Annotated in this window: 18 protein-coding genes; 4 read left to right on the top strand and 14 right to left on the bottom strand. The window is 73.8% G+C overall.

Translation table 11 applies throughout. The features are described from left to right. Positions 1 to 56: 56 nt before the first annotated feature. From AC067J_RS16705 to AC067J_RS16650, 12 genes are all read right to left on the bottom strand, one after another. Complete coding sequence (locus AC067J_RS16705) at positions 57 to 803, bottom strand: methionine ABC transporter permease (RefSeq protein WP_478299788.1); 747 nt, start codon at positions 801 to 803, stop codon at positions 57 to 59. Then, complete coding sequence (locus AC067J_RS16700) at positions 800 to 1,825, bottom strand: methionine ABC transporter ATP-binding protein (protein ID WP_478299786.1); 1,026 nt, start codon at positions 1,823 to 1,825, stop codon at positions 800 to 802. The genes AC067J_RS16705 and AC067J_RS16700 overlap by 4 nt, the downstream gene beginning before the upstream one ends. A 561-nt stretch (positions 1,826 to 2,386) precedes the next feature. Beyond that, entirely contained in the window at positions 2,387 to 2,887 is a 501-nt protein-coding gene (locus AC067J_RS16695) for a GNAT family N-acetyltransferase (protein WP_478299784.1), read from the bottom strand. Between the two features lie 454 nt (positions 2,888 to 3,341). Then, positions 3,342 to 3,599 (bottom strand): RNA polymerase sigma factor, encoded by a 258-nt coding sequence (locus AC067J_RS16690; RefSeq protein WP_478299782.1) that lies wholly within the window; start codon positions 3,597 to 3,599, stop codon positions 3,342 to 3,344. A gap of 113 nt (positions 3,600 to 3,712) precedes the next feature. Continuing rightward, positions 3,713 to 5,146 carry an argininosuccinate lyase gene (argH, locus tag AC067J_RS16685; RefSeq protein WP_478299780.1) on the bottom strand — a complete coding sequence of 478 codons (1,434 nt, stop codon included), beginning with the start codon at positions 5,144 to 5,146 and terminating at the stop codon, positions 3,713 to 3,715. Between the two features lie 141 nt (positions 5,147 to 5,287). Further along, on the bottom strand, positions 5,288 to 6,481 hold the full coding sequence (locus AC067J_RS16680) for an argininosuccinate synthase (protein WP_478299778.1): 1,194 nt from the start codon (positions 6,479 to 6,481) through the stop codon (positions 5,288 to 5,290). 193 nt (positions 6,482 to 6,674) lie between these two features. After that, on the bottom strand, positions 6,675 to 7,223 hold the full coding sequence (locus AC067J_RS16675) for an arginine repressor (RefSeq protein ID WP_478299776.1): 549 nt from the start codon (positions 7,221 to 7,223) through the stop codon (positions 6,675 to 6,677). Positions 7,224 to 7,240: 17 nt separating this feature from the next. Further along, the gene (locus AC067J_RS16670; RefSeq protein WP_478299774.1) at positions 7,241 to 8,449 is read right to left on the bottom strand and encodes an acetylornithine transaminase; all 1,209 of its coding nucleotides are present in this window, start codon (positions 8,447 to 8,449) and stop codon (positions 7,241 to 7,243) included. Then, positions 8,446 to 9,321 (bottom strand): acetylglutamate kinase, encoded by an 876-nt coding sequence (gene argB / locus AC067J_RS16665; protein WP_478300095.1) that lies wholly within the window; start codon positions 9,319 to 9,321, stop codon positions 8,446 to 8,448. The genes AC067J_RS16670 and argB overlap by 4 nt, the downstream gene beginning before the upstream one ends. Before the next feature lie 87 nt (positions 9,322 to 9,408). Beyond that, on the bottom strand, positions 9,409 to 10,581 hold the full coding sequence (argJ, locus tag AC067J_RS16660) for a bifunctional glutamate N-acetyltransferase/amino-acid acetyltransferase ArgJ (RefSeq protein WP_478299773.1): 1,173 nt from the start codon (positions 10,579 to 10,581) through the stop codon (positions 9,409 to 9,411). After that, positions 10,578 to 11,606, bottom strand: coding sequence for an N-acetyl-gamma-glutamyl-phosphate reductase (gene argC / locus AC067J_RS16655; RefSeq protein ID WP_478299771.1), 1,029 nt, complete (start codon positions 11,604 to 11,606; stop codon positions 10,578 to 10,580). Before argC ends, argJ begins: the two co-directional genes overlap by 4 nt. 235 nt (positions 11,607 to 11,841) lie before the next feature. Next, complete coding sequence (locus tag AC067J_RS16650) at positions 11,842 to 13,044, bottom strand: methyltransferase (protein ID WP_478299769.1); 1,203 nt, start codon at positions 13,042 to 13,044, stop codon at positions 11,842 to 11,844. Positions 13,045 to 13,236: 192 nt separating this feature from the next. Between AC067J_RS16650 and AC067J_RS16645 the strand changes: the two genes are divergently transcribed. Further along, positions 13,237 to 13,641, top strand: coding sequence for a VOC family protein (locus AC067J_RS16645; RefSeq protein WP_478299767.1), 405 nt, complete (start codon positions 13,237 to 13,239; stop codon positions 13,639 to 13,641). A 93-nt stretch (positions 13,642 to 13,734) separates the two neighbouring features. Continuing rightward, positions 13,735 to 14,109 carry an RNA-binding S4 domain-containing protein gene (locus AC067J_RS16640; protein WP_478299765.1) on the top strand — a complete coding sequence of 125 codons (375 nt, stop codon included), beginning with the start codon at positions 13,735 to 13,737 and terminating at the stop codon, positions 14,107 to 14,109. Between the two features lie 77 nt (positions 14,110 to 14,186). Here the strand turns inward: AC067J_RS16640 and AC067J_RS16635 are convergent, their stop codons facing one another. Continuing rightward, a complete protein-coding gene (locus tag AC067J_RS16635) occupies positions 14,187 to 14,696 on the bottom strand; it encodes an FBP domain-containing protein (protein WP_478299763.1) in 510 nt (169 codons plus the stop codon). A gap of 216 nt (positions 14,697 to 14,912) precedes the next feature. Further along, positions 14,913 to 15,797: an SAM-dependent methyltransferase gene (locus AC067J_RS16630; RefSeq protein WP_478299761.1), complete on the bottom strand. Its 885-nt coding sequence runs from the start codon at positions 15,795 to 15,797 to the stop codon at positions 14,913 to 14,915. A 256-nt stretch (positions 15,798 to 16,053) separates the two neighbouring features. Between AC067J_RS16630 and AC067J_RS16625 the strand changes: the two genes are divergently transcribed. Further along, positions 16,054 to 16,998: a polysaccharide deacetylase family protein gene (locus AC067J_RS16625; protein WP_478299759.1), complete on the top strand. Its 945-nt coding sequence runs from the start codon at positions 16,054 to 16,056 to the stop codon at positions 16,996 to 16,998. A gap of 153 nt (positions 16,999 to 17,151) precedes the next feature. Then, positions 17,152 to 18,150, top strand: a complete 999-nt coding sequence (locus tag AC067J_RS16620) for a ketopantoate reductase family protein (protein WP_478299757.1) — start codon at positions 17,152 to 17,154, stop codon at positions 18,148 to 18,150. Positions 18,151 to 18,232 lie beyond the last annotated feature (82 nt).

Below are 18,232 nucleotides of genomic sequence, written 5' to 3'. Positions count from 1 at the left end.
AAAAGTGCCTTTCTGCGTGATACGGGGAGCCGGGTCCGGGTTCGGACGTCGGGAGGTCAGGGGGCGACGAGGTCCTCGTCGGGGTCGGCCGGGGCGGCGGGGGCGCCGCCGCGCGGGCCGAGCAGGCGGATCCGGCCGCCGGTGCGTCCGCGGTTGGCGAGGGCGCGGACGCACCAGTCGCCGATCAGCTGGACGATGGTCACGATGATCACCAGTTCCGCGACGATGATCCACATGAAGGCGGTCTCGAAGCGGAAGTAGCCGTAGTTGATGGCGAGGGTGCCGAGGCCGCCGCCGCCGACCACGCCGGCCATCGCGGAGTAGCTGATCAGGGTGATGACGGTGGTGGTGACGGAGGCGACGAGGCCGGGCAGGGCTTCGGGGATCAGCGTCTTGCGGACGATGGTCCAGGTGGAGCCGCCCATGGCCTGGACGGCCTCGACGAGGCCGCGGTCGACTTCGCGGACGGAGGTCTCGACCAGGCGGGCGAAGAAGGGGATCGCGCCGATGGTGAGCGGCACGGTGGCGGCTTCCCAGCCTATGGAGGTGCCGACGAGCCAGCGGGTGAAGGAGATCAGGGCGATCATCAGGATGATGAACGGCACCGAGCGGACGACGTTCACGACGGCGCCGAGGATCTTGTTGACCGGCCGGTTCTGCAGCAGGCCGCCCTTGTCGGTGAGGACGAGGAGCACGCCCAGCGGGAGGCCGAGGAGCACGGTGCCGACGGTGGAGACGCCGACCATCTGGAGGGTTTCCCAGGTGGCGGGCCACATCAGTTCCTGCATCTGGTCCCAGGTCATGCCGTCGCTCCGTTCGCCGTCTCGATCACGTCCACCTGCAGGCCCTGTTCGCGCAGGAAGCCGATCGGCACCACGTTGTCCGTCCGGGAGCCGGGGAGTTCGACCCGCATCCGGCCGACCATCCGGCCGGCGATGGTCTCGACGGCGGCACCGAGGATGTTGATGTCGATCTGGTAGGTGCGGGCGAGCTGGGAGACGAACGGGCGGGCGGAGCTGTCGCCCTGGAAGGTGATCTCCAGCACGGTGCTGCCGGGGTGGCCGGTGCCGAACTCGCTGAGCGGGAAGAGTTCGCGGGCGAGCTCGGAGCCGGGCTTGGCGAGCAGGTCGGTGAGTTCGCCGGATTCGACGACGCGGCCGCCGCGCATCAGGGCGGCGGAGTCGCAGACGGACTTGATGACGTCCATCTCGTGGGTGATCAGCAGGACGGTGAGGCCGAGCTGCTGGTTGAGGTCGCGCAGCAGCTTGAGGATCGAGCGGGTGGTCTCGGGGTCGAGCGCGGAGGTGGCTTCGTCGGAGAGCAGCACCTTGGGATCGCCGGCGAGGGCGCGGGCGATGCCGACGCGCTGCTTCTGGCCGCCGGAGAGCTGGCCGGGGTAGCTGCGGGCCTTGTCGCCGAGGCCGACGAGGTCGAGCAGTTCGGCGGCCTTGCGGCGGCGCTCGGTGCGGTCCAGGCCGATGATCTCCAAGGGGAGTTCGACGTTCTGCTGGACGGTCCGGGAGGCGAGCAGGTTGAAGTGCTGGAAGACCATGCCGATCCGGCGGCGGGCCTCGCGCAGGTCCTTGCCGGCGTTGTTCTCGCCGCCGGGGAGGGCGGTGAGTTCGACGCCGTCCACGGTGACGGTCCCGGAGCTGGGGCGCTCCAGCATGTTGACGCAGCGGATGAGGGTCGACTTGCCGGCACCGCTGGTGCCGACGACTCCGTAGACCTCGCCGGGGCGGACGTGGAGGTCGACGCCGGCGAGGGCGGTCACCTCGCGGCCGCGGGAGCGGTAGACCTTGGTGAGGTCCGTGGTGGTGATCACAGCTGCTTCCGTGGGTCGGGGGCGGGCGGCGTGCGGCCGCCGGACCGGGTTGCGGTCGGCGACGTGGACGGCGTTGCGCCAGGGGGGTCCGGACCTGCCACCCCTTGATCGTCGCCGCTGGACGGCCGGGCCGCGCGACGGCGTGGCCCCTACGTGTCAACGGTGACGGCCACCCGCCCGTGGGTGGGCAGGCGGATGGGAGGGGGTGGTGACGGCAGGCTGGGCTCGCTCACTCGGACGGGAGCGGCCTGGTCTCGCTTCGGGGCGCGAGGTGCGGTCCCCCGGCCGGTGGCGAGGGGGAGGGAACGGTGGCCCTCAGCGGTGACACATTCGACGGCACATGGCACGCTCACCTGCCGGCAGGGTGCCGGTGGGGGTCCATTTCGTCGTCGCAGTCATGTGAGCCAGTAAATCAGATGGGTCGATTTGGTCCCAACTATTTGGACCTGATGTCCGCAATGCGGACACATACGGCTCTCACCTGCGGAAACGTCGACCGGCGCCGCCTTCGGATGACCGAATGATGGCGGCGCCGGATCGGGAGGAGGTGCGGGCGGAGGGTCAGGCGGTGGCGGCGAGCGCGGTCACGGCGGGCTTCTCCAGGCGGACCAGGCTGAGCCGGCCGCTGATCTGCTCCACGGCGGTCTGCCGGTAGCCCTGGCGGGCGTAGAGGCGGAGGTTGCCCAGGCTGCGGTGGCCGGTGAAGAGCCGGTACGAGGTGACGGCGCCGTCCTCGGCGAGGAGGCGCTCCAGCGCCTCCAGCAGACGGCCGCCGAGGCCGTGCCGCTGCATCCGGGGGTGGACGACCAGGCGCCCTATCCGTCCGACGCCGTCGGGGCCGAGCCGGCCGCGAACGGTTCCGACGATCTCGCCGCCGAGGCGGGCGACCAGGACGTGCTGTTCGGTCAGTTCGCCGCGCAGGCTCTCCAGGGTCTGCGTCAGGGGCTCGATGGCCCAGTCGCCGTAGAGCTCGGCTTCGCTCTGGTAGCCGAGGTACTGGAGCTTGAGGATCTGCTCCGCGTCCTCCGCCTCGGCGGTCGAGATGATCACGCTCATGCCCATGTGCGGGGGCCTCCCCATCGTTGTGCCCGGCGCGCGAACGTGAGGGTGTCGCACCGGATGCCCTGCCGGAGATGTCCCGGCCGGGGATCTTCCCGAGCCGGGGGTGGCGCACGAACGTACCAGCCGCGCGGCCCTGGTGGGGCCCGCGCCGCCGGCGGCGTGCTCACGGTCAGTATCCAAGTGACCGCGCCGCCGTCAAGAGCTACGTTCGCCAGCGCCTTACCCGCGCGTCAGCCGCCCTCAACCTTCCGGCCGCCGGACGTGGCGAGGGTCACGCCCGGCGGGGCCCGGGCGGACGCGGACGGGAAGGCGGAGGCGGTGGCCGGACGTGGCGGGGGTCACGCCTGGCGGGCGGGCTCGCGGGCGGACTCGCGGGCGGACACCGGGCGGCCGGGCCCGGGGCCGGGCTCGGGGGCGACCGGGCCTCGGGCGGGGGTCCGGGGCCCGCGGCGGGTCAGGCGTAGCGCTCGGCGTGGAGGCGGGCGCGGAGGCAGGCGAGGCACCGGGAGCGGGTGGGCCCGATGGAGCCGCGGGGCATGCCGAGGCGTTCGGAGAGTTCGCGGTAGGTCGGCGGCGGGTCCTCGACGAGGGCGGCGACCAGTTGCGGGCAGCGGCCGGGCAGGGCGGCCACCGCCTCCCGGACGAGGCGGCGCCGCAGCTCGGCGAGGACCTCGTCCTCGGCGGAGGGGACGAGCGGGAGGTCGGTGCACATACCGTGGATGACCGGGTGCGGGCCGGGCCGGTTACGCCCTGCCGGTCGCGTCCACGCGAAAGGGGCGCGACGGTCGGACCGTCGCGCCCCTCCCCCGGACCGGTGACCGGGTGTCAGCCCTCGACCCACTCCTGCTGGGCCGCGAGGTCCGACTTGACCTCGGCCAGCTGGACCGCGACGGCACTGGGGGCGGTGCCGCCCCGGCCGTTGCGCGAGGCGATCGCGCCGTGGACGCTGAGCACCGAGCGGACCTCGGGCGTCAGGTGGCCGGAGATGGCGGCGAACTGCTCGTCCGTCAGGTCGGCGAGTTCGATGCCGTGGGCCTCGCACTCCTTGACGCAGGCGCCGGCCACCTCGTGCGCGACCCGGAACGGCACGCCCTGCTTGACCAGCCACTCGGCGATGTCGGTGGCGAGCGAGAAGCCGGCCGGGGCGAGCTCCTCCAGCCGCTCCCGGTGCACGGTGAGGGTGGCCATCATGCCGGTGAAGGCGGGCAGCAGCACCTCCAGCGTGTCGCAGGAGTCGAAGACCGGCTCCTTGTCCTCCTGGAGGTCCCGGTTGTAGGCGAGCGGGAGCGCCTTGAGGGTGGCGAGCAGGCCGGTGAGGTTGCCGATCAGCCGGCCGGACTTGCCGCGGGCGAGTTCGGCGATGTCCGGGTTCTTCTTCTGCGGCATGATCGACGAGCCGGTGGAGAAGGCGTCGTGCAGCGTGATGAAGCCGAACTCCTTGGTGTTCCAGATGATCACCTCCTCCGCGATCCGGGAGAGGTTGATCCCGATCATCGCGGTGACGAAGGCGAACTCGGCGACGAAGTCCCGCGAGGCGGTGCCGTCGATGGAGTTGCCGACCGAGCCGCGTTCGAAGCCGAGGTCGGCGGCGACGGCCTCCGGGTCGAGGCCGAGCGAGGAGCCGGCCAGCGCGCCCGAGCCGTACGGGGAGACGGCGGTGCGGGTGTCCCACTGGCGCAGCCGCTCGGCGTCCCGGCCGAGGGCCTGCACGTGCGCGAGGACGTGGTGGGCGAAGAGGACGGGCTGGGCGTGCTGGAGGTGGGTGCGGCCCGGCATGGCGGTGTCGGGGTGGGCCTCGGCGAGGCCGACCAGGGCGTGCTGGAGGTCGAGGACCAGCCCGCCGATGATCTTCGCGTGGTCCCGCAGGTACATCCGGAAGAGGGTGGCGATCTGGTCGTTGCGCGAGCGCCCGGCCCGCAGCTTGCCGCCCAGGTCGGGGCCGAGCCGCTCCAGCAGGCCGCGCTCCAGGGCGGTGTGGACGTCCTCGTCGGCGATGGTGCCGGTGAAGGTGCCGGCCCGGACGTCGGCGAGCAGCCGGTCGAGCCCGTCGAGCATGCCGGCGAGCTCCTCGTCGGAGAGCAGGCCGGCCTTGTGCAGGACGCGGGCGTGGGCCTTGGAGCCGGCGATGTCGTACGGCGCGAGGCGCCAGTCGAAGTGCACCGAGGCGGAGAGCTTGGCCAGCGCCTCGGACGGGCCGTCGGCGAAGCGGGCGCCCCAGAGGCGGACGTCGCCACCGGAGGCGGTCTGGTCGGCTGGCATCGCACGGGCTCCTTTGCACGGGAGGGTTCGGGGGTGGCCCGGGGGTCGTCCGGGAGGGGTCGTTCGGGAGGGGTCGCCCGGGAGGGCGGGGTGGCCCCGGCCGCGGGGGTGGGCGCGGCCGGGGCCGGGGGAGGCGGCTTCTCAGCCGAGGTCGCGCCGGGCGGCGATCTTCGAGGACAGCCCGAAGATCTCGATGAAGCCCTTGGACATCGACTGGTCGAAGGTGTCGCCGGTGTCGTAGGTGGCGAGGTTGAAGTCGTACAGCGACTGGTCGGACTTCCGGCCGTTGACGACGGCCCGGCCGCCGTGCAGCACCATCCGGATCTCGCCGGAGACGTGCTGGTTGGCCTCGTTGACGAAGCCGTCCAGGGCGCGCTTGAGCGGGGAGAACCAGAGGCCGTCGTAGACCAGCTCGGCCCAGCGCTGCTCGACCTGCCGCTTGTAGCGGGCCAGCTCGCGCTCGACGGTGACGTTCTCCAGCGCCTGGTGGGCGGTGATCAGGGCGATCGCGCCGGGGGCCTCGTAGATCTCCCGGGACTTGATGCCGACGAGCCGGTCCTCGACCATGTCGAGCCGTCCGACGCCCTGGGCGCCGGCCCGCCTGTTGAGCTCCTCGATGGCCTGCAGGACGGTCACCTTGCGGCCGTCGACGGCGACCGGGACGCCGGCGTCGAAGGTGATGACCACCTCGTCGGCCTCGCGCGGGGTGGCCGGGTTCTGGGTGTACTCGTAGACGTCCTCGATCGGGGCGTTCCAGATGTCCTCCAGGAAGCCGGTCTCGACGGCCCGCCCGAAGACGTTCTGGTCGATCGAGTACGGGGACTTCTTGGTGGTGGCGATCGGCAGGCCCTTGGCCTCGGCGAAGGCGATGGCCTTGTCCCGGGTCATCGCGTAGTCGCGGACCGGGGCGATGCACTTCAGGCCGGGGGCCAGCGAGTTGATGCCGACCTCGAACCGGACCTGGTCGTTGCCCTTGCCGGTGCAGCCGTGGGCGACGGTGGTGGCGCCGTGCTTCTGCGCGGCGGCGACCAGGTGCTTGACGATGACCGGCCGGGAGAGGGCGGAGACCAGGGGGTACTCGCCCTGGTAGAGGGCGTTGGCCTTGAGGGCCGGGAGGCAGTACTCGTCGGCGAACTCGTCGCGGGCGTCCGCGACCTCGGCCTCGACGGCACCGCAGTCCAGCGCCCGCTGGCGGATGACGTCCAGGTCCTCGCCGCCCTGGCCGACGTCGACGGCGACGGCGATGACCTCGGCGCCCGTCTCCTCGGCGATCCAGCCGATGCAGACGGACGTGTCCAGACCGCCCGAGTAGGCGAGTACGACGCGCTCGGTCACGGCTTTCTCCTTCACAACTGTGCGAACAGGCTTACGGCGATAGGCATAAGTATGCACTACTCCGTATGAAACTCAAAACGCTCACCGGGAGCGTCCTCGGACGGGGTCTCGCGGGGCTCCGCGGACGGCCCGTGGCGCGTGCGCGGATACGACTGTGGGCCCGGGGAGACCGGGCCCACAGGAGGGGGTGTCGCTACTGGGCCTTCGCCTGGGCCAGCTGCATCAGGTGGTCGGCGAGGGCCTGGCCGCCGGCCGGGTCCCGGCTGATCAGCAGCACGGTGTCGTCGCCGGCGATGGTCCCGATGATCTCGAAGACCTCCGCCTGGTCGATCGCCGAGGCGAGGAACTGGGCGGCGCCCGGCGGGGTGCGCAGCACGACGAGGTTGCCGGAGGCGGTGGCGGAGACCATGAGCTCGCCGGCCAGTCGGGCCATCCGGCCCTCGGTGGCGGACTCCCCCATCGGTGCGCGGGGGGTGCGGTCGCCGCCCTCGGCCGGGACGGCGTAGATGAGCGCGCCGTCCCGGTTGCGGATCTTCACCGCGCCCAGCTCGTCCAGGTCCCGGGAGAGGGTGGCCTGGGTGACCACCAGTCCGTCGTCGGCGAGCAGCTTGGCGAGCTGGCTCTGCGAGCGCACGGGCTGGCGGGTGAGCAGGTCCACGATTCGCCGGTGGCGCGCGGTGCGGGTCTGCGGGACCTGCGGCGTCGGGCCGGCGGCGGGCTGGCCGGAGAGGGGAACGGTCATGTGATTATTCTCCTGGACTACGCGCGGTTCGCATCGTCCGGGGCGCTCTCACGGACCGCCCGGAGGACGGCCGGCAGGGCGGCGAGGAAGGCGTCCGCCTCCTGTTCGGTGAGCACCAGCGGCGGGGCGAGCCGGATCGCGTCCGGGACGGCGGCGTTGACGAGGAAGCCGGCTTCCTGGAGTCCGGCCTGGACCTTCGCCGAGACCGGTTCGGTGAGGACGATGCCGAGCAGCAGTCCGGCGCCTCGCACGTGCGAGACGAGCGGGTCGCCGATCGCCTCGACGCCGTGCCGCAGCCGGTCGCCGGTCTTGCGGACCTGCTCCAGCAGGCCCTCGGACTCGATGGTGTCCAGGACCGCGAGGGCGGCGGCGGCGACCACCGGGTTGCCGCCGAAGGTGGTGCCGTGCTGGCCGGGGGTGAGCAGGTCGGCGGCCGGCCCGAAGGCGAGCACGGCGCCGATCGGCAGGCCGCCGCCGAGCGCCTTGGCGAGCGTGACGACGTCCGGCTCGACGCCCTCGACGGCCTGGTGGGCGTACCAGTGGCCGGTGCGGCCGATGCCGGTCTGGATCTCGTCCAGGACGAGCAGGGTGCCGGTGGCGCGGGTGATCTCGCGGGCGGCGGTGAGGTAGCCGTCCGGCAGCGGGACGGCGCCGTTCTCGCCCTGGATCGGCTCCAGGAAGACGGCGGCGGTCTCGGTGGTGACGGCCGCGCGCAGTGCCTCGACGTCGCCGAACGGGACGTGGGTGACGTCGCCGGGCAGCGGCAGGAACGGCGTCTGCTTGGCGGGCTGGCCGGTGAGGGCGAGGGCGCCCATGGTGCGGCCGTGGAAGGCGCCCTCCAGGGCGACGACGTGGGTGCGGCCGGTCCGGCGGCCGATCTTGAAGGCGGCCTCGTTGGCCTCGGCGCCGGAGTTGCAGAAGAAGACCCGGCCCGGGCGGCCGTCGAGGGCGAGCAGCCGCTCGGCGAGGGCGATGGTCGGCTCGGCCATGAAGAGGTTGGAGACGTGGCCGAGGGTGGCGATCTGCCGGCTGACGGCCTCGACGACCGCCGGGTGGGCGGTACCGAGGGCGTTGACGGCGATGCCGCCGAGCAGGTCGGTGTACTCCTTGCCGTCCGCGTCCCACAGCTTGCTGCCCTCACCGCGCGCCAGCGGGATCCGGGGGGTGCCGTAGTTGTCGGTGAACGCGTGCTGCCACCGGTCGGTGAGCTGTTCGTTGGAAATCATGCCAGTCCCCCGGTCACGGTCGGTTCGTCGTCCGGCACGACCATCGTGCCGATGCCCTCGTCGGTGAAGATCTCCAGCAGCAGGCTGTGCGCCACCCGGCCGTCCAGCACGCGGGCGGTCCCGACGCCGGAGCGGACGGCGCGCAGGCAGCCCTCCATCTTGGGGAGCATGCCGGTGGCCAGGCCGGGCAGCAACTCGTCCAGTTCGCTCGCGCTGAGCTGGCTGATCACGTCGTCGGAGTTCGGCCAGTCGACGTAGAGGCCCTCGACGTCGGTGAGGACGACGAGCATCTCGGCGCCGAGCGCGACCGCGAGGGCGGAGGCGGCGGTGTCGGCGTTGATGTTGTAGACGTGGCCGTCGGTGCCGCGGGCGATCGAGGAGATCACCGGGATGCGGCCGTCGGCGATGAGCGCCTTCACCGCGCCCGCCTCGATGTTGACGATGTCGCCGACCAGGCCGATGTCGACCTGCTCGCCGTCGACGACGGCGTACCGCTTGACGGCGGTCATGGTGTGGGCGTCCTCGCCGGTCATGCCGACCGCGAAGGGGCCGTGGCTGTTGAGCAGGCCGACCAGCTCGCGCTGGACCTGGCCGGCCAGCACCATCCGGACCACGTCCATGGTCTCGGGGGTGGTGACCCGCAGGCCGTTGGTGAAGGAGGACTCCAGACCGAGCCGGTCGAGCTGGGCGCTGATCTGCGGGCCGCCGCCGTGCACCACGACGGGGTGGAGGCCGGCGTAGCGGAGGAAGACGACGTCCTGGGCGAAGGCGGCCTTGAGCTCGTCGTCCACCATGGCGTTGCCGCCGAACTTGATGACGACGGTCTTGCCGTGGAAGCGCTCCAGCCACGGCAGTGCCTCGATGAGCGTCATGGCCTTGGGCAACGCGGTGTTGTTGCGGGCCTGTTCGCCCTTGGGTGCGATCTGCACGTTTTCTGTCCCCGGCTCAGGTAGCAGGTCTCAGGTGGAGTAGGCGCTGTTCTCGTGCACGTAGTCGGCGGTGAGGTCGTTGGTCCACAGGGTGGCGGTGGCCTCGCCGGCGTTGAGGTCGGCGGTGATGACGACCTCTCGGCCGGTCATGTCGACGAGATCGCGGTCCTCTCCGACGCTGCCGTCGCGGCAGACCCAGACGCCGTTGATGGCGACGTCGAGCCGGTCCGGGTCGAAGGCGGCGCTGGTGGTGCCGATCGCGGCCAGCACGCGGCCCCAGTTCGGGTCCTGGCCGTGGATGGCGCACTTGAGGAGGTTGTTGCGGCCGATCGTGCGGGCCACCTCGACGGCCTCGTCCTCGGTGGCGGCGCCGGTGACGTCGATCCGGATGTCCTTGCTCGCGCCCTCGGCGTCGCCGATGAGCTGGCGGGCGAGGTCGGCGCAGACGGTGCGGACGGCCTCGTCGAACTCGGCGCGGTCCGGGGCGGTGCCGGAGGCGCCGGAGGCGAGCAGCAGCACGGTGTCGTTGGTGGACATGCAGCCGTCGGAGTCGATCCGGTCGAAGGTGGTGCGGGTGGCGCCGCGCAGCGCCGCGTCCAGGGCGGCGGCGTCCAGGTCGGCGTCGGTGGTGAGGACGACCAGCATGGTGGCCAGGGAGGGGGCGAGCATGCCGGCGCCCTTGGCCATGCCGCCGACGGTCCAGCCGGCGGGGCTGGTGACCTGGGCCGTCTTGTGGACGGTGTCGGTGGTCTTGATGGCGATCGCGGCGGCCTCGCCGCCGGTGGCGGTCAGCTCGGCGGCGGCGGTGGTGACGCCGGGGAGCAGGAGGTCCATCGGGAGGCGGACGCCGATCAGGCCGGTGGAGGCGACGGCGACCTCGCCGGCGTTGACCTTGAGCTCCTCGGCGACCTTCTCGGCGGTGGCGTGGGTGTCCTGGAAGCCGAGCGGGCCGGTGCAGGCGTTGGCGCCGCCGGAGTTGAGGACGACGGCGGAGACCGCGCCGCCCTTGAGGACCTGCTCGGACCAGAGCACGGGGGCGGCCTTGACGCGGTTGGCGGTGAAGACGCCGGCGGCGGCGAGCGAGGGGCCGTCGTTGACGACCAGGGCGAGGTCGGGGGTGCCGGAGGCCTTGATGCCGGCGGTGACGCCGGCGGCGCGGAAGCCCTTGGCCGCGGTCACTCCGAGGTTCTGGTGGTCGGTCACGGTGCGACTCCGTTCACGGGAAGGCCCAGCTCCTCGGGCAGGCCCAGGGCGATGTTCATGCTCTGCACCGCGCCGCCGGCGGTGCCCTTGACCAGGTTGTCGATCGCGCTGATCGCGATGATCCGCCCGGCGGTCGCGTCCAGGGCGACCTGGACGAGGGCGGCGTTGGAGCCGTAGACGCTGCTGGTCTGCGGCCACTGCCCCTCGGGCAGCAGGCGGACGAACGGCTCGTCGGCGAACGCCTCGGCGTAGGCGGCGCGCAGGCTCTCGGCCGTCACGCCGGGCTTCGCCTTGGCGGAGCAGGTGGCGAGGATGCCGCGCGGCATCGGGACGAGGGTGGGGGTGAAGGAGACGGTGACCGGCTCGCCCGCGAGCGGGGTGAGGTTCTGGGACATCTCCGGGGTGTGCCGGTGGACGCCGCCGACGCCGTACGCGCTGACGTTGCCCATGACCTCGCTGCCGAGCAGGTGGGTCTTGGCGGCCTTGCCGGCGCCGGAGGTGCCGGAGGCGGCGACGATGACGGCCTCGGGCTCGGCGAGTCCGGCCGCGTACGCGGGGAACAGGGCGAGCGACACGGCGGTCGGGTAGCAGCCGGGGACGGCGATGCGGTTGCTGCCCTTGAGCGCGGCGCGGTGGCCGGGAAGTTCGGGCAGCCCGTAGGGCCAGGTGCCGGCGTGCGCGGAGCCGTAGAACTGCTCCCAGTCGGCGGCGGCCTTGAGCCGGAAGTCGGCGCCGCAGTCGACGACCAGGACGTTCCCGCCGAGTTCCTCGGCGACGGCGGCGGACTGGCCGTGCGGCAGGGCCAGGAAGACCACGTCGTGGTCGGCCAGCACCTCGGTGGTGGTGGGTTCCAGGATCCGGTCGGCGAGCGGCAGCAGGTGCGGCTGCAGCAGGCCCAGTCTGGTGCCGGCGTTCGAGCCGCCGGTGAGCGCCCCGATCTCCACCTCCGGGTGGCCGAGCAGCAGGCGCAGCACCTCACCGCCCGCGTATCCGCTCGCGCCGGCGACGGCGACTCGCAATGCCATGGCATTCCCTCCTTCGTCGTGGCATGAATATACGCAGCACGGAACATCCATGCAAGAGAGTGGGATGAGGGGTGCCCCGCCCCCACGTCCGAGGACGGGGTGTTCCGGCCGCGCGGGCGGCCTTCCGCCCGTCGTCGACGATCAGCTTAGGCTAGCCTTACCTGACGAGGAAACGGCCGACATCGGGGCGCCGGCGGCCCGGCATCGGCCCGGTGTCGGCCCGGCGCCCGCCCGTTCACCGGCGGACGGCCCGCAGCACGACGAACTTCGGGTTCCCCGCGACGATCTGGCAGTTGCCGAACAGGCGGCGCAGCTTGACGTGGTAGCCGAGGTGCCGGTTGCCGACCACCCAGAGTTCGCCGCCCGGCCGCAGGGCGCGGCGCGCGCCGGTGAACATCCGCCACGCCGTCGCGTCGGTGGTGGCCTGGTGGGAGTGGAACGGCGGATTGTTGAGCACGAGGTCCACCGAACCGGGCGGCACGGCCTCGGCGTCCAGCGCGTCGGCGGTCAGGAACTCGGCGGGGGCCTGCGGGCCGAGGCCGGCGCGGAAGGTCTCCTCCGCCGAGGCCACCGCCTGGTGGGACTCGTCGACGAAGACCAGCTCGGCACCCGGCGCGGCCAGGGCGGCGGCGGTGCCGACCACGCCGTTGCCGCAGCCGAGGTCGACGACGCGCTGACCCGGCCCCGCGGTCGGGAGGTGGGCGAGGAAGAAACGGGTGCCGATGTCGAGGCGGTCCGCGCAGAACGTGCCCGCGTGGTTGACCACGGTACGGCCGGCGGCCGGGCCGATGTCGGCGGGCAGCGCGTAGCGGTGCGGCCAGGGGTTGGGGCCGGGGTCGAGCGACCGGTCCGGGGTGCAGAAGATCAGCCGGGCCTTGCGGACCGCCAGCGAGGTCCGGGTCGGGCCGAGGATGCGCTCGAAGAGCCGCAGGGTCGAGGTGTGGATCTCGGTGGCCATGCCCGTGCCGATCACCACGGTGTCCTGGTGAACGGCCGGGGCGAGGCGGTGCAGCTGGTCTTCCAGCAGCGCGAGGCTCTTGGGGACGCGGACCAGCAGGACGTCGATCCGCTCGGGCGGGGTGTCCCGGGTGGTGAGCAGCCGGACGGCGGCGGGGTCGGCGCCGGCCCGGGCGAGGTTGGTGCGGGTGGCCCGCTGGGCGAGGTACGAGTCGCTGATCTGGGCGGGGGCGTACCCGGCGAGGGCGGTGGCCAGGGCGCCCCAGCGGTCGCCGAGGACGGTGACGGCGCGGCCGGTGAGGTCGGTGGCCGCGCCCTGGGCGGAGTCGGCCTCGCCGGCCAGGTGCCGCAGCAGGTACTCGTCGGCGGCGTCCCAGGCGCGCAGCCGCTCGCGCGGGTCCTCCGGGTGGCGGGTGAGGTCGAGGCTGCCCCAGGGGGTGGCGAAGGGGGTCGCGGCGGCGGGTGTCGGGAGGCGGTTCATCGTGGCCCAGGCTAGCCGACGGGCGCGCCGGGCCGCCGGGCTGCGGCGGGGCCGGGGGCCGGGGCTGCGGGCGGGCGCCAGGGGCCAGCGCTGCGGACGCCGGGGCCGGTGGTCCGGGCGGCTCGGCCGGTGGCCGGGCGCGCACGAGGGTGGCGGCCGATACTGGAAGGGCCCGAGGGAAGGGGCACAGCCATGGACTGGAAGCTCGAAGTGGTGGTGGTCCCGGTGTCGGACGTGGACCGGGCCAAGGTGTTCTACGAGGAACGGGCCGGATTCACCGTCGACCACGACACCCGGATCCGGGACGGCGTACGGGTCGTGCAGCTGACGCCACCCGGCTCCGGTTGCTCGATCGTGGTGGGCACCGGGGTGACCGAGGCGCCTCCCGGCTCGCTGAAGGGGCTCCAGCTGGTGGTGCCGGACATCGACCGGGCCCACGCCGAGCTGGTCACCCGGGGCGTGGAGGTCAGCCCCGTCCAGCACTTCGAGGACGGGACCCGGGTGGACGGGCGCGGCGGGGAGTGGAACTCGTTCGTCTTCTTCAACGACCCGGACGGCAACGGCTGGGCCGTCCAGGAGGCGCCCGCCCGGCGCTAGGGCGTGCGGCGGGGTGTCCGGCGGGGCTTGCAGCGGGCGCCGTCGGCCCGGCGGCCGGTGGGGCCGCACCGGCGCCCTCGGTAGGCTCGGGGGATGGTCGAAGACGTGGGAAGCGTCCGGGTGGACAGCTGGATCTGGTCGGTACGGCTCGCGAAGACGCGGTCGGCGGCGGCGGACGCCTGCAAGGCCGGGCACGTCCGGGTCAACGGCGACCGGGCCAAGCCGGCCCAGTCGCTCAAGCCCGGCGACGAGGTGCGGATCCGCCAGGAGGGACACGAGCGGATCGTCGTGGTGCGCAAGCTGATCCGCAAGCGGGTCGGCGCGGAGGTCGCGGCGGAGTGCCTAGTGGACAACAGCCCGCCGAGGCCGCCGCGCGAGCAGGCGGCCGTGCCCGGCCTGCGCGACCGGGGAGCCGGGCGGCCCACCAAGCGGGACCGCCGCGACATGAACCAGCTGCGCGGGCGGTAGGACGGGAGTGGCGGCCGGGGCGTCGCGCCGCCCCGGCGAGCGGCCCCGGGCCGTCCGGCACCCGGGCGGCCGACCGGTCAGGCGGCCAGGGTGTCGGTCCGGACCTGGGTGAGGAAGGTGTCCAGGTTCGCCAGCGTGCGGGCGATCTGGTCCTCCAGCGGGAGCGACTCGTCGGGCCGGCTCACCAGCGCGGACTTCTTCAGACCGCGCAGGTAGAGCGAACAGGCCAGATCGGCACAGATGTACGTGCCGACGGTGTTCCCCTCCCGCCCGGCCGCACCGGCGCGCCGGGCGGTGAGCAGCGCGACGCCGGAGCCCGCGTGGGCGGTGACGCAGAGCGAACAGACGTTGGTCTTGGTCAGGCTGCGCCGGAACGACGGCACCCGCAGCGTCACTCCGACCAGCTCGCCGCCGTGCTCGGCCACCAGGTAGCCGCGGTCGGGTGCGCCCTGGTCCCGCCAGCCGAGGAAGTCCAGGTTCTCCCAGGGGAGTTCGGCCAGGCCCCGGGGGAGGTTGAGCCGACGTGCCTCGCCCTTGGAGCAGTTGACGAAGGACGCGCGGATGTCGGTCTCGTTGAGGGGTCGCATGCTTCGCAAGCTAACACCGGACGCTCGGCACCGTCGCCTGGTTTTCCGTCCGGCAACCGCCGGACCTGCGGATGTCCGGGCTCCGGGCCGTCGGCCACGAGCCGGCGGCGGCGGTCCGGCCGGGCCGCGGCACCGCCGTCCCGGGCCGGCCCGGCTACCCGGCGGGTCGGCGGGCGGGCGCTCCGACGGGGTGGGTGATCGGATCGGCCCGGCGCCTCAGCGCTTGAAGGCGACGCCGGCGTAGGCGGAGACGTCCTGCCAGCCCTCCGGCAGCTCGGAGGTGCGGATGTGACCGGACTCCGGGCGCCAGAGCGGGAGTTGGACCAGGCCGGGGCCGGCGAACTCGAAGTCGCCGAAGAACGGCTCGACGGCGGCGCGCGGGCGAAGCACCAGGGGTGCGCTGGCGCTGCGGTAGATCCGGGCGCCCTCGGCGGCGCTCTCCCGAGACGCGAAGTCGGGGCTGCCGTGGGAGAGGATCAGCACGCTGCCGGGGGCGAGCGCGTCGCGCAGGGTGCGGACGATCCCTTCGGCGCCGTCCTCGTCCCGGATGAAGTGCAGGACGGCGACCAGCATCAGGGCGACCGGCTCGCCGAGGTCGACGGCGGCGCGCAGGCCGGGGTGGTCGAGGATCGCCCCGGGTTCGCGCAGGTCCCCCTCGATGACGGAGGTGTGGCCGGCCGGGTGGCTGGCCAGCAGGGCGCGGGCGTGGGTGGCCACGATCGGGTCGTTGTCGACGTAGACGACGCGGGCGTCCGGGGCGACCCGTTGGGCGATCTCGTTGGTGGAGCCGACGGCCGGGATGCCGGTGCCGATGTCGAGGAACTGCCGGATGCCCCGTCCGGCGGCGAACTCGACGGCGCGGCCGAGGAATTCGCGGTTGGTGCGGGCCAGCAGCGGCAGCGCCGGGTAGGCGGCGATGGCGGCCTCGGCGGCCTTCCGGTCGACCTCGAAGTTGTCCTTGCCGCCGAGGTAGTAGTCGTACATCCGGGCGGTGTGCGGGACGCCGGTGTCCAGCTCGGTCGGGGGCTGCCAGTCGTCGGCGCGCGCCCACTCCCAGTCGGTCCCGATCCCGCTACTCGTCGCCGTGGTGTCCTCGGTCATCTGCCGCCCCCTGTCGTTCCCTGCGTTCGGCGTCGGCGGGTGCCGGCGCCGTCCCCCGTACCGGGTGCGGCAGGCCCGGTGTGCCGTGCCCCCACCGCCCGGTGCGCCGCGATCGTAGCCGACGACGGGCCCACGAAACAGCGGGAGTTCAGGTTTCCGCAGCATTCGAACAATGGTGTGTGTGCACGTCAATGAGTGCGCGGTGGATCGCCCTGCCGGTCGCCGCGGGACGGGGCGCTCTCTATGCTGGCTGCCGATGACTGCCGATCGGCGCACCGTCCTGCGCACCACCGCCAAGCTGGCCGCTCTCACCGCCGTCGGCGGGCTGTTCACCGCCTGTGGCAGCAACGGCTCCCGTCGTGCGGATCCGGGGGCGCTCGCCGTCCGCCCGGGCACGGTCGACCCGTCGGGCACCGTCGACCCGGCCTGGCCCGGCGGGGAGGGGCCGGCGGTCTCCCCCGGGGCCGGTGCCACACCCGCCGAGCCGTCCGCGCCGACCTCGCCGTCCGCGCCGGATTCGGCCGTCCCGTCGCCCGCCGCCGGCCCGGTGGCCGCCACCGCGCCGCCCGTCGCGCCGGTGCTCCCGCCGCTGGCACCCGGCACCCCCGTCGAGGTGGCGTACGGGCCGCGCACCGGCCGGAACGTCGCGCTGACCTTCCACGGCAGCGGCGATCCGCGGCTGGCCACCGCCCTGCTGGAGACCGCCGAGCGGCGCGGCGTCGGCCTCACCGTGCTGGCCGTCGGCAGCTGGCTGGACCAGCAGCCGCAGATGGCCCGGCGGATCCTGGACGGCGGCCACGAACTCGGCAACCACACCCAGAACCACCAGGACATCTCCACGATGACGCCCGACCGGGCGCGCGCCGAGATCGCCCAGTGCGCGGAGCGGCTGCAGCGGCTGACCGGCTCGATCGGCCGCTGGTTCCGCCCGTCCGCCGCCCAGTACGCCACCCCGATGGTGCGCGAGCAGGCGAAGGCCGTCGGGTACGAGCACGTGCTCGCCTTCGACGTGGACCCGCGCGACTACAGCGACCCGAGCGCGGCCGAGTTGCAGCGCCGGGTGCTCGGTTCGGTGCGCGGCGGCTCGGTGGTCGCCCTGCACCTGGGCCACCAGTGCACGGTGGACGCGCTGCCCGCGATCCTCGACGGCCTCGCCAAGGCCGGGCTGACGCCGGTCACCGCCAGCCGCCTCTGCGCGTAGGCACGCGCCCGGTGCGCGCGGACCGGACGGGCCGGGCGCACCGGGAACGCCGGGCGGACCGGCAACGGCTGACCGGGCGGGCCGGGCGCCGTCGCGAGGGCTCCCCGGCGGCCTCCGTCCCGGCCGCCCGCCGGCGCGTGCCATGCTTCCCGGATGCGCTACATCATCATCGGGGCGGGTGCGGTGGGCGGCACGATCGGTGCCCGGCTGCACGAGGGCGGGCACGAGGTGGTCCTGGTGGCGCGCGGCGCGCACCTGGCCGCGCTGCGGGAGGCCGGCCTCCGGTTCGGCACCCCGGAGGGCGCCCGGACGCTGCCGATACCCGCGGTCGGCGGGCCCGACGAGCTGGAGCTGCGCCCGGACGACGTGCTGGTCCTCGCCGTGAAGACCCAGGACAGCGCCGCCCTGCTCGCCGCGTGGGCTCCCCGCCCGGTGGCCGGCGGCGGTACGGCCGGCGAGCGGCTGCCGCTGGTCTGCGCGCAGAACGGCGTGGAGAACGAGCGGCTGGCGCTGCGGCTGTTCCGCGAGGTGCTGGGCATGTGCGTCTGGATGCCGTCCACCCACCTGGAGCCGGGCCGGGTGAGCGCCAACGGGACCCCGGTCAGCGGGGTGCTGCGGCTCGGGGGCTACCCGGCCGGCACCGGCGGCGGGCGGGCCGCGGCGGTCGCCGCCGACCTCGCCGGGTCCGGCTTCAGCGCGCCGGTGGAGGCCGACGTGATGCGCTGGAAGTACACCAAGCTGCTCGGCAACCTGGCCAACGCGCTGGACGCGGTGGCCGGGCGGATCGAGGGCGGCCCGCTGGGCGTACTGCGCGACCGGGTGACGGCCGAGGGCGCCGCGGTGCTGGCCGCCGCCGGCATCCCCCACCACGACCCGGCCGAACAGGTCCGGCAGGCCCGGGAGGCGCTGCGGCTCGAACCGGTCGCGGGCGAGGGGCGTACCGGTTCCTCGTCCTGGCAGAGCCTGGCGCGCGGCACCGGGTCGATCGAGGCCGACCACCTGAACGGCGAGATCGTGCTGCTGGCCCGGCTGCACGGGGTGGCGGCGCCGCTCAACGAGGCGCTCCGGCGGCTGGCCGGCGGGTTCGCCCGGGCCGGGCGGGCGCCGGGCTCGCTCACCGGGGAGGAACTGGAGGCGCTCGCCGCGCTCTGAGCCGCGGGCCCGGCGGCCGCCGGGGCACGGGGCCGCCGGGGCACGGGGCCGCCGGGGCACGGGACCGGGACCGGCCGGGAGG

Source organism: Kitasatospora sp. NPDC042419 (assembly GCF_056437345.1).
Note: the sequence above shows the minus strand (reverse complement) of the source record. Positions and strands in the feature narration are given on the sequence as shown.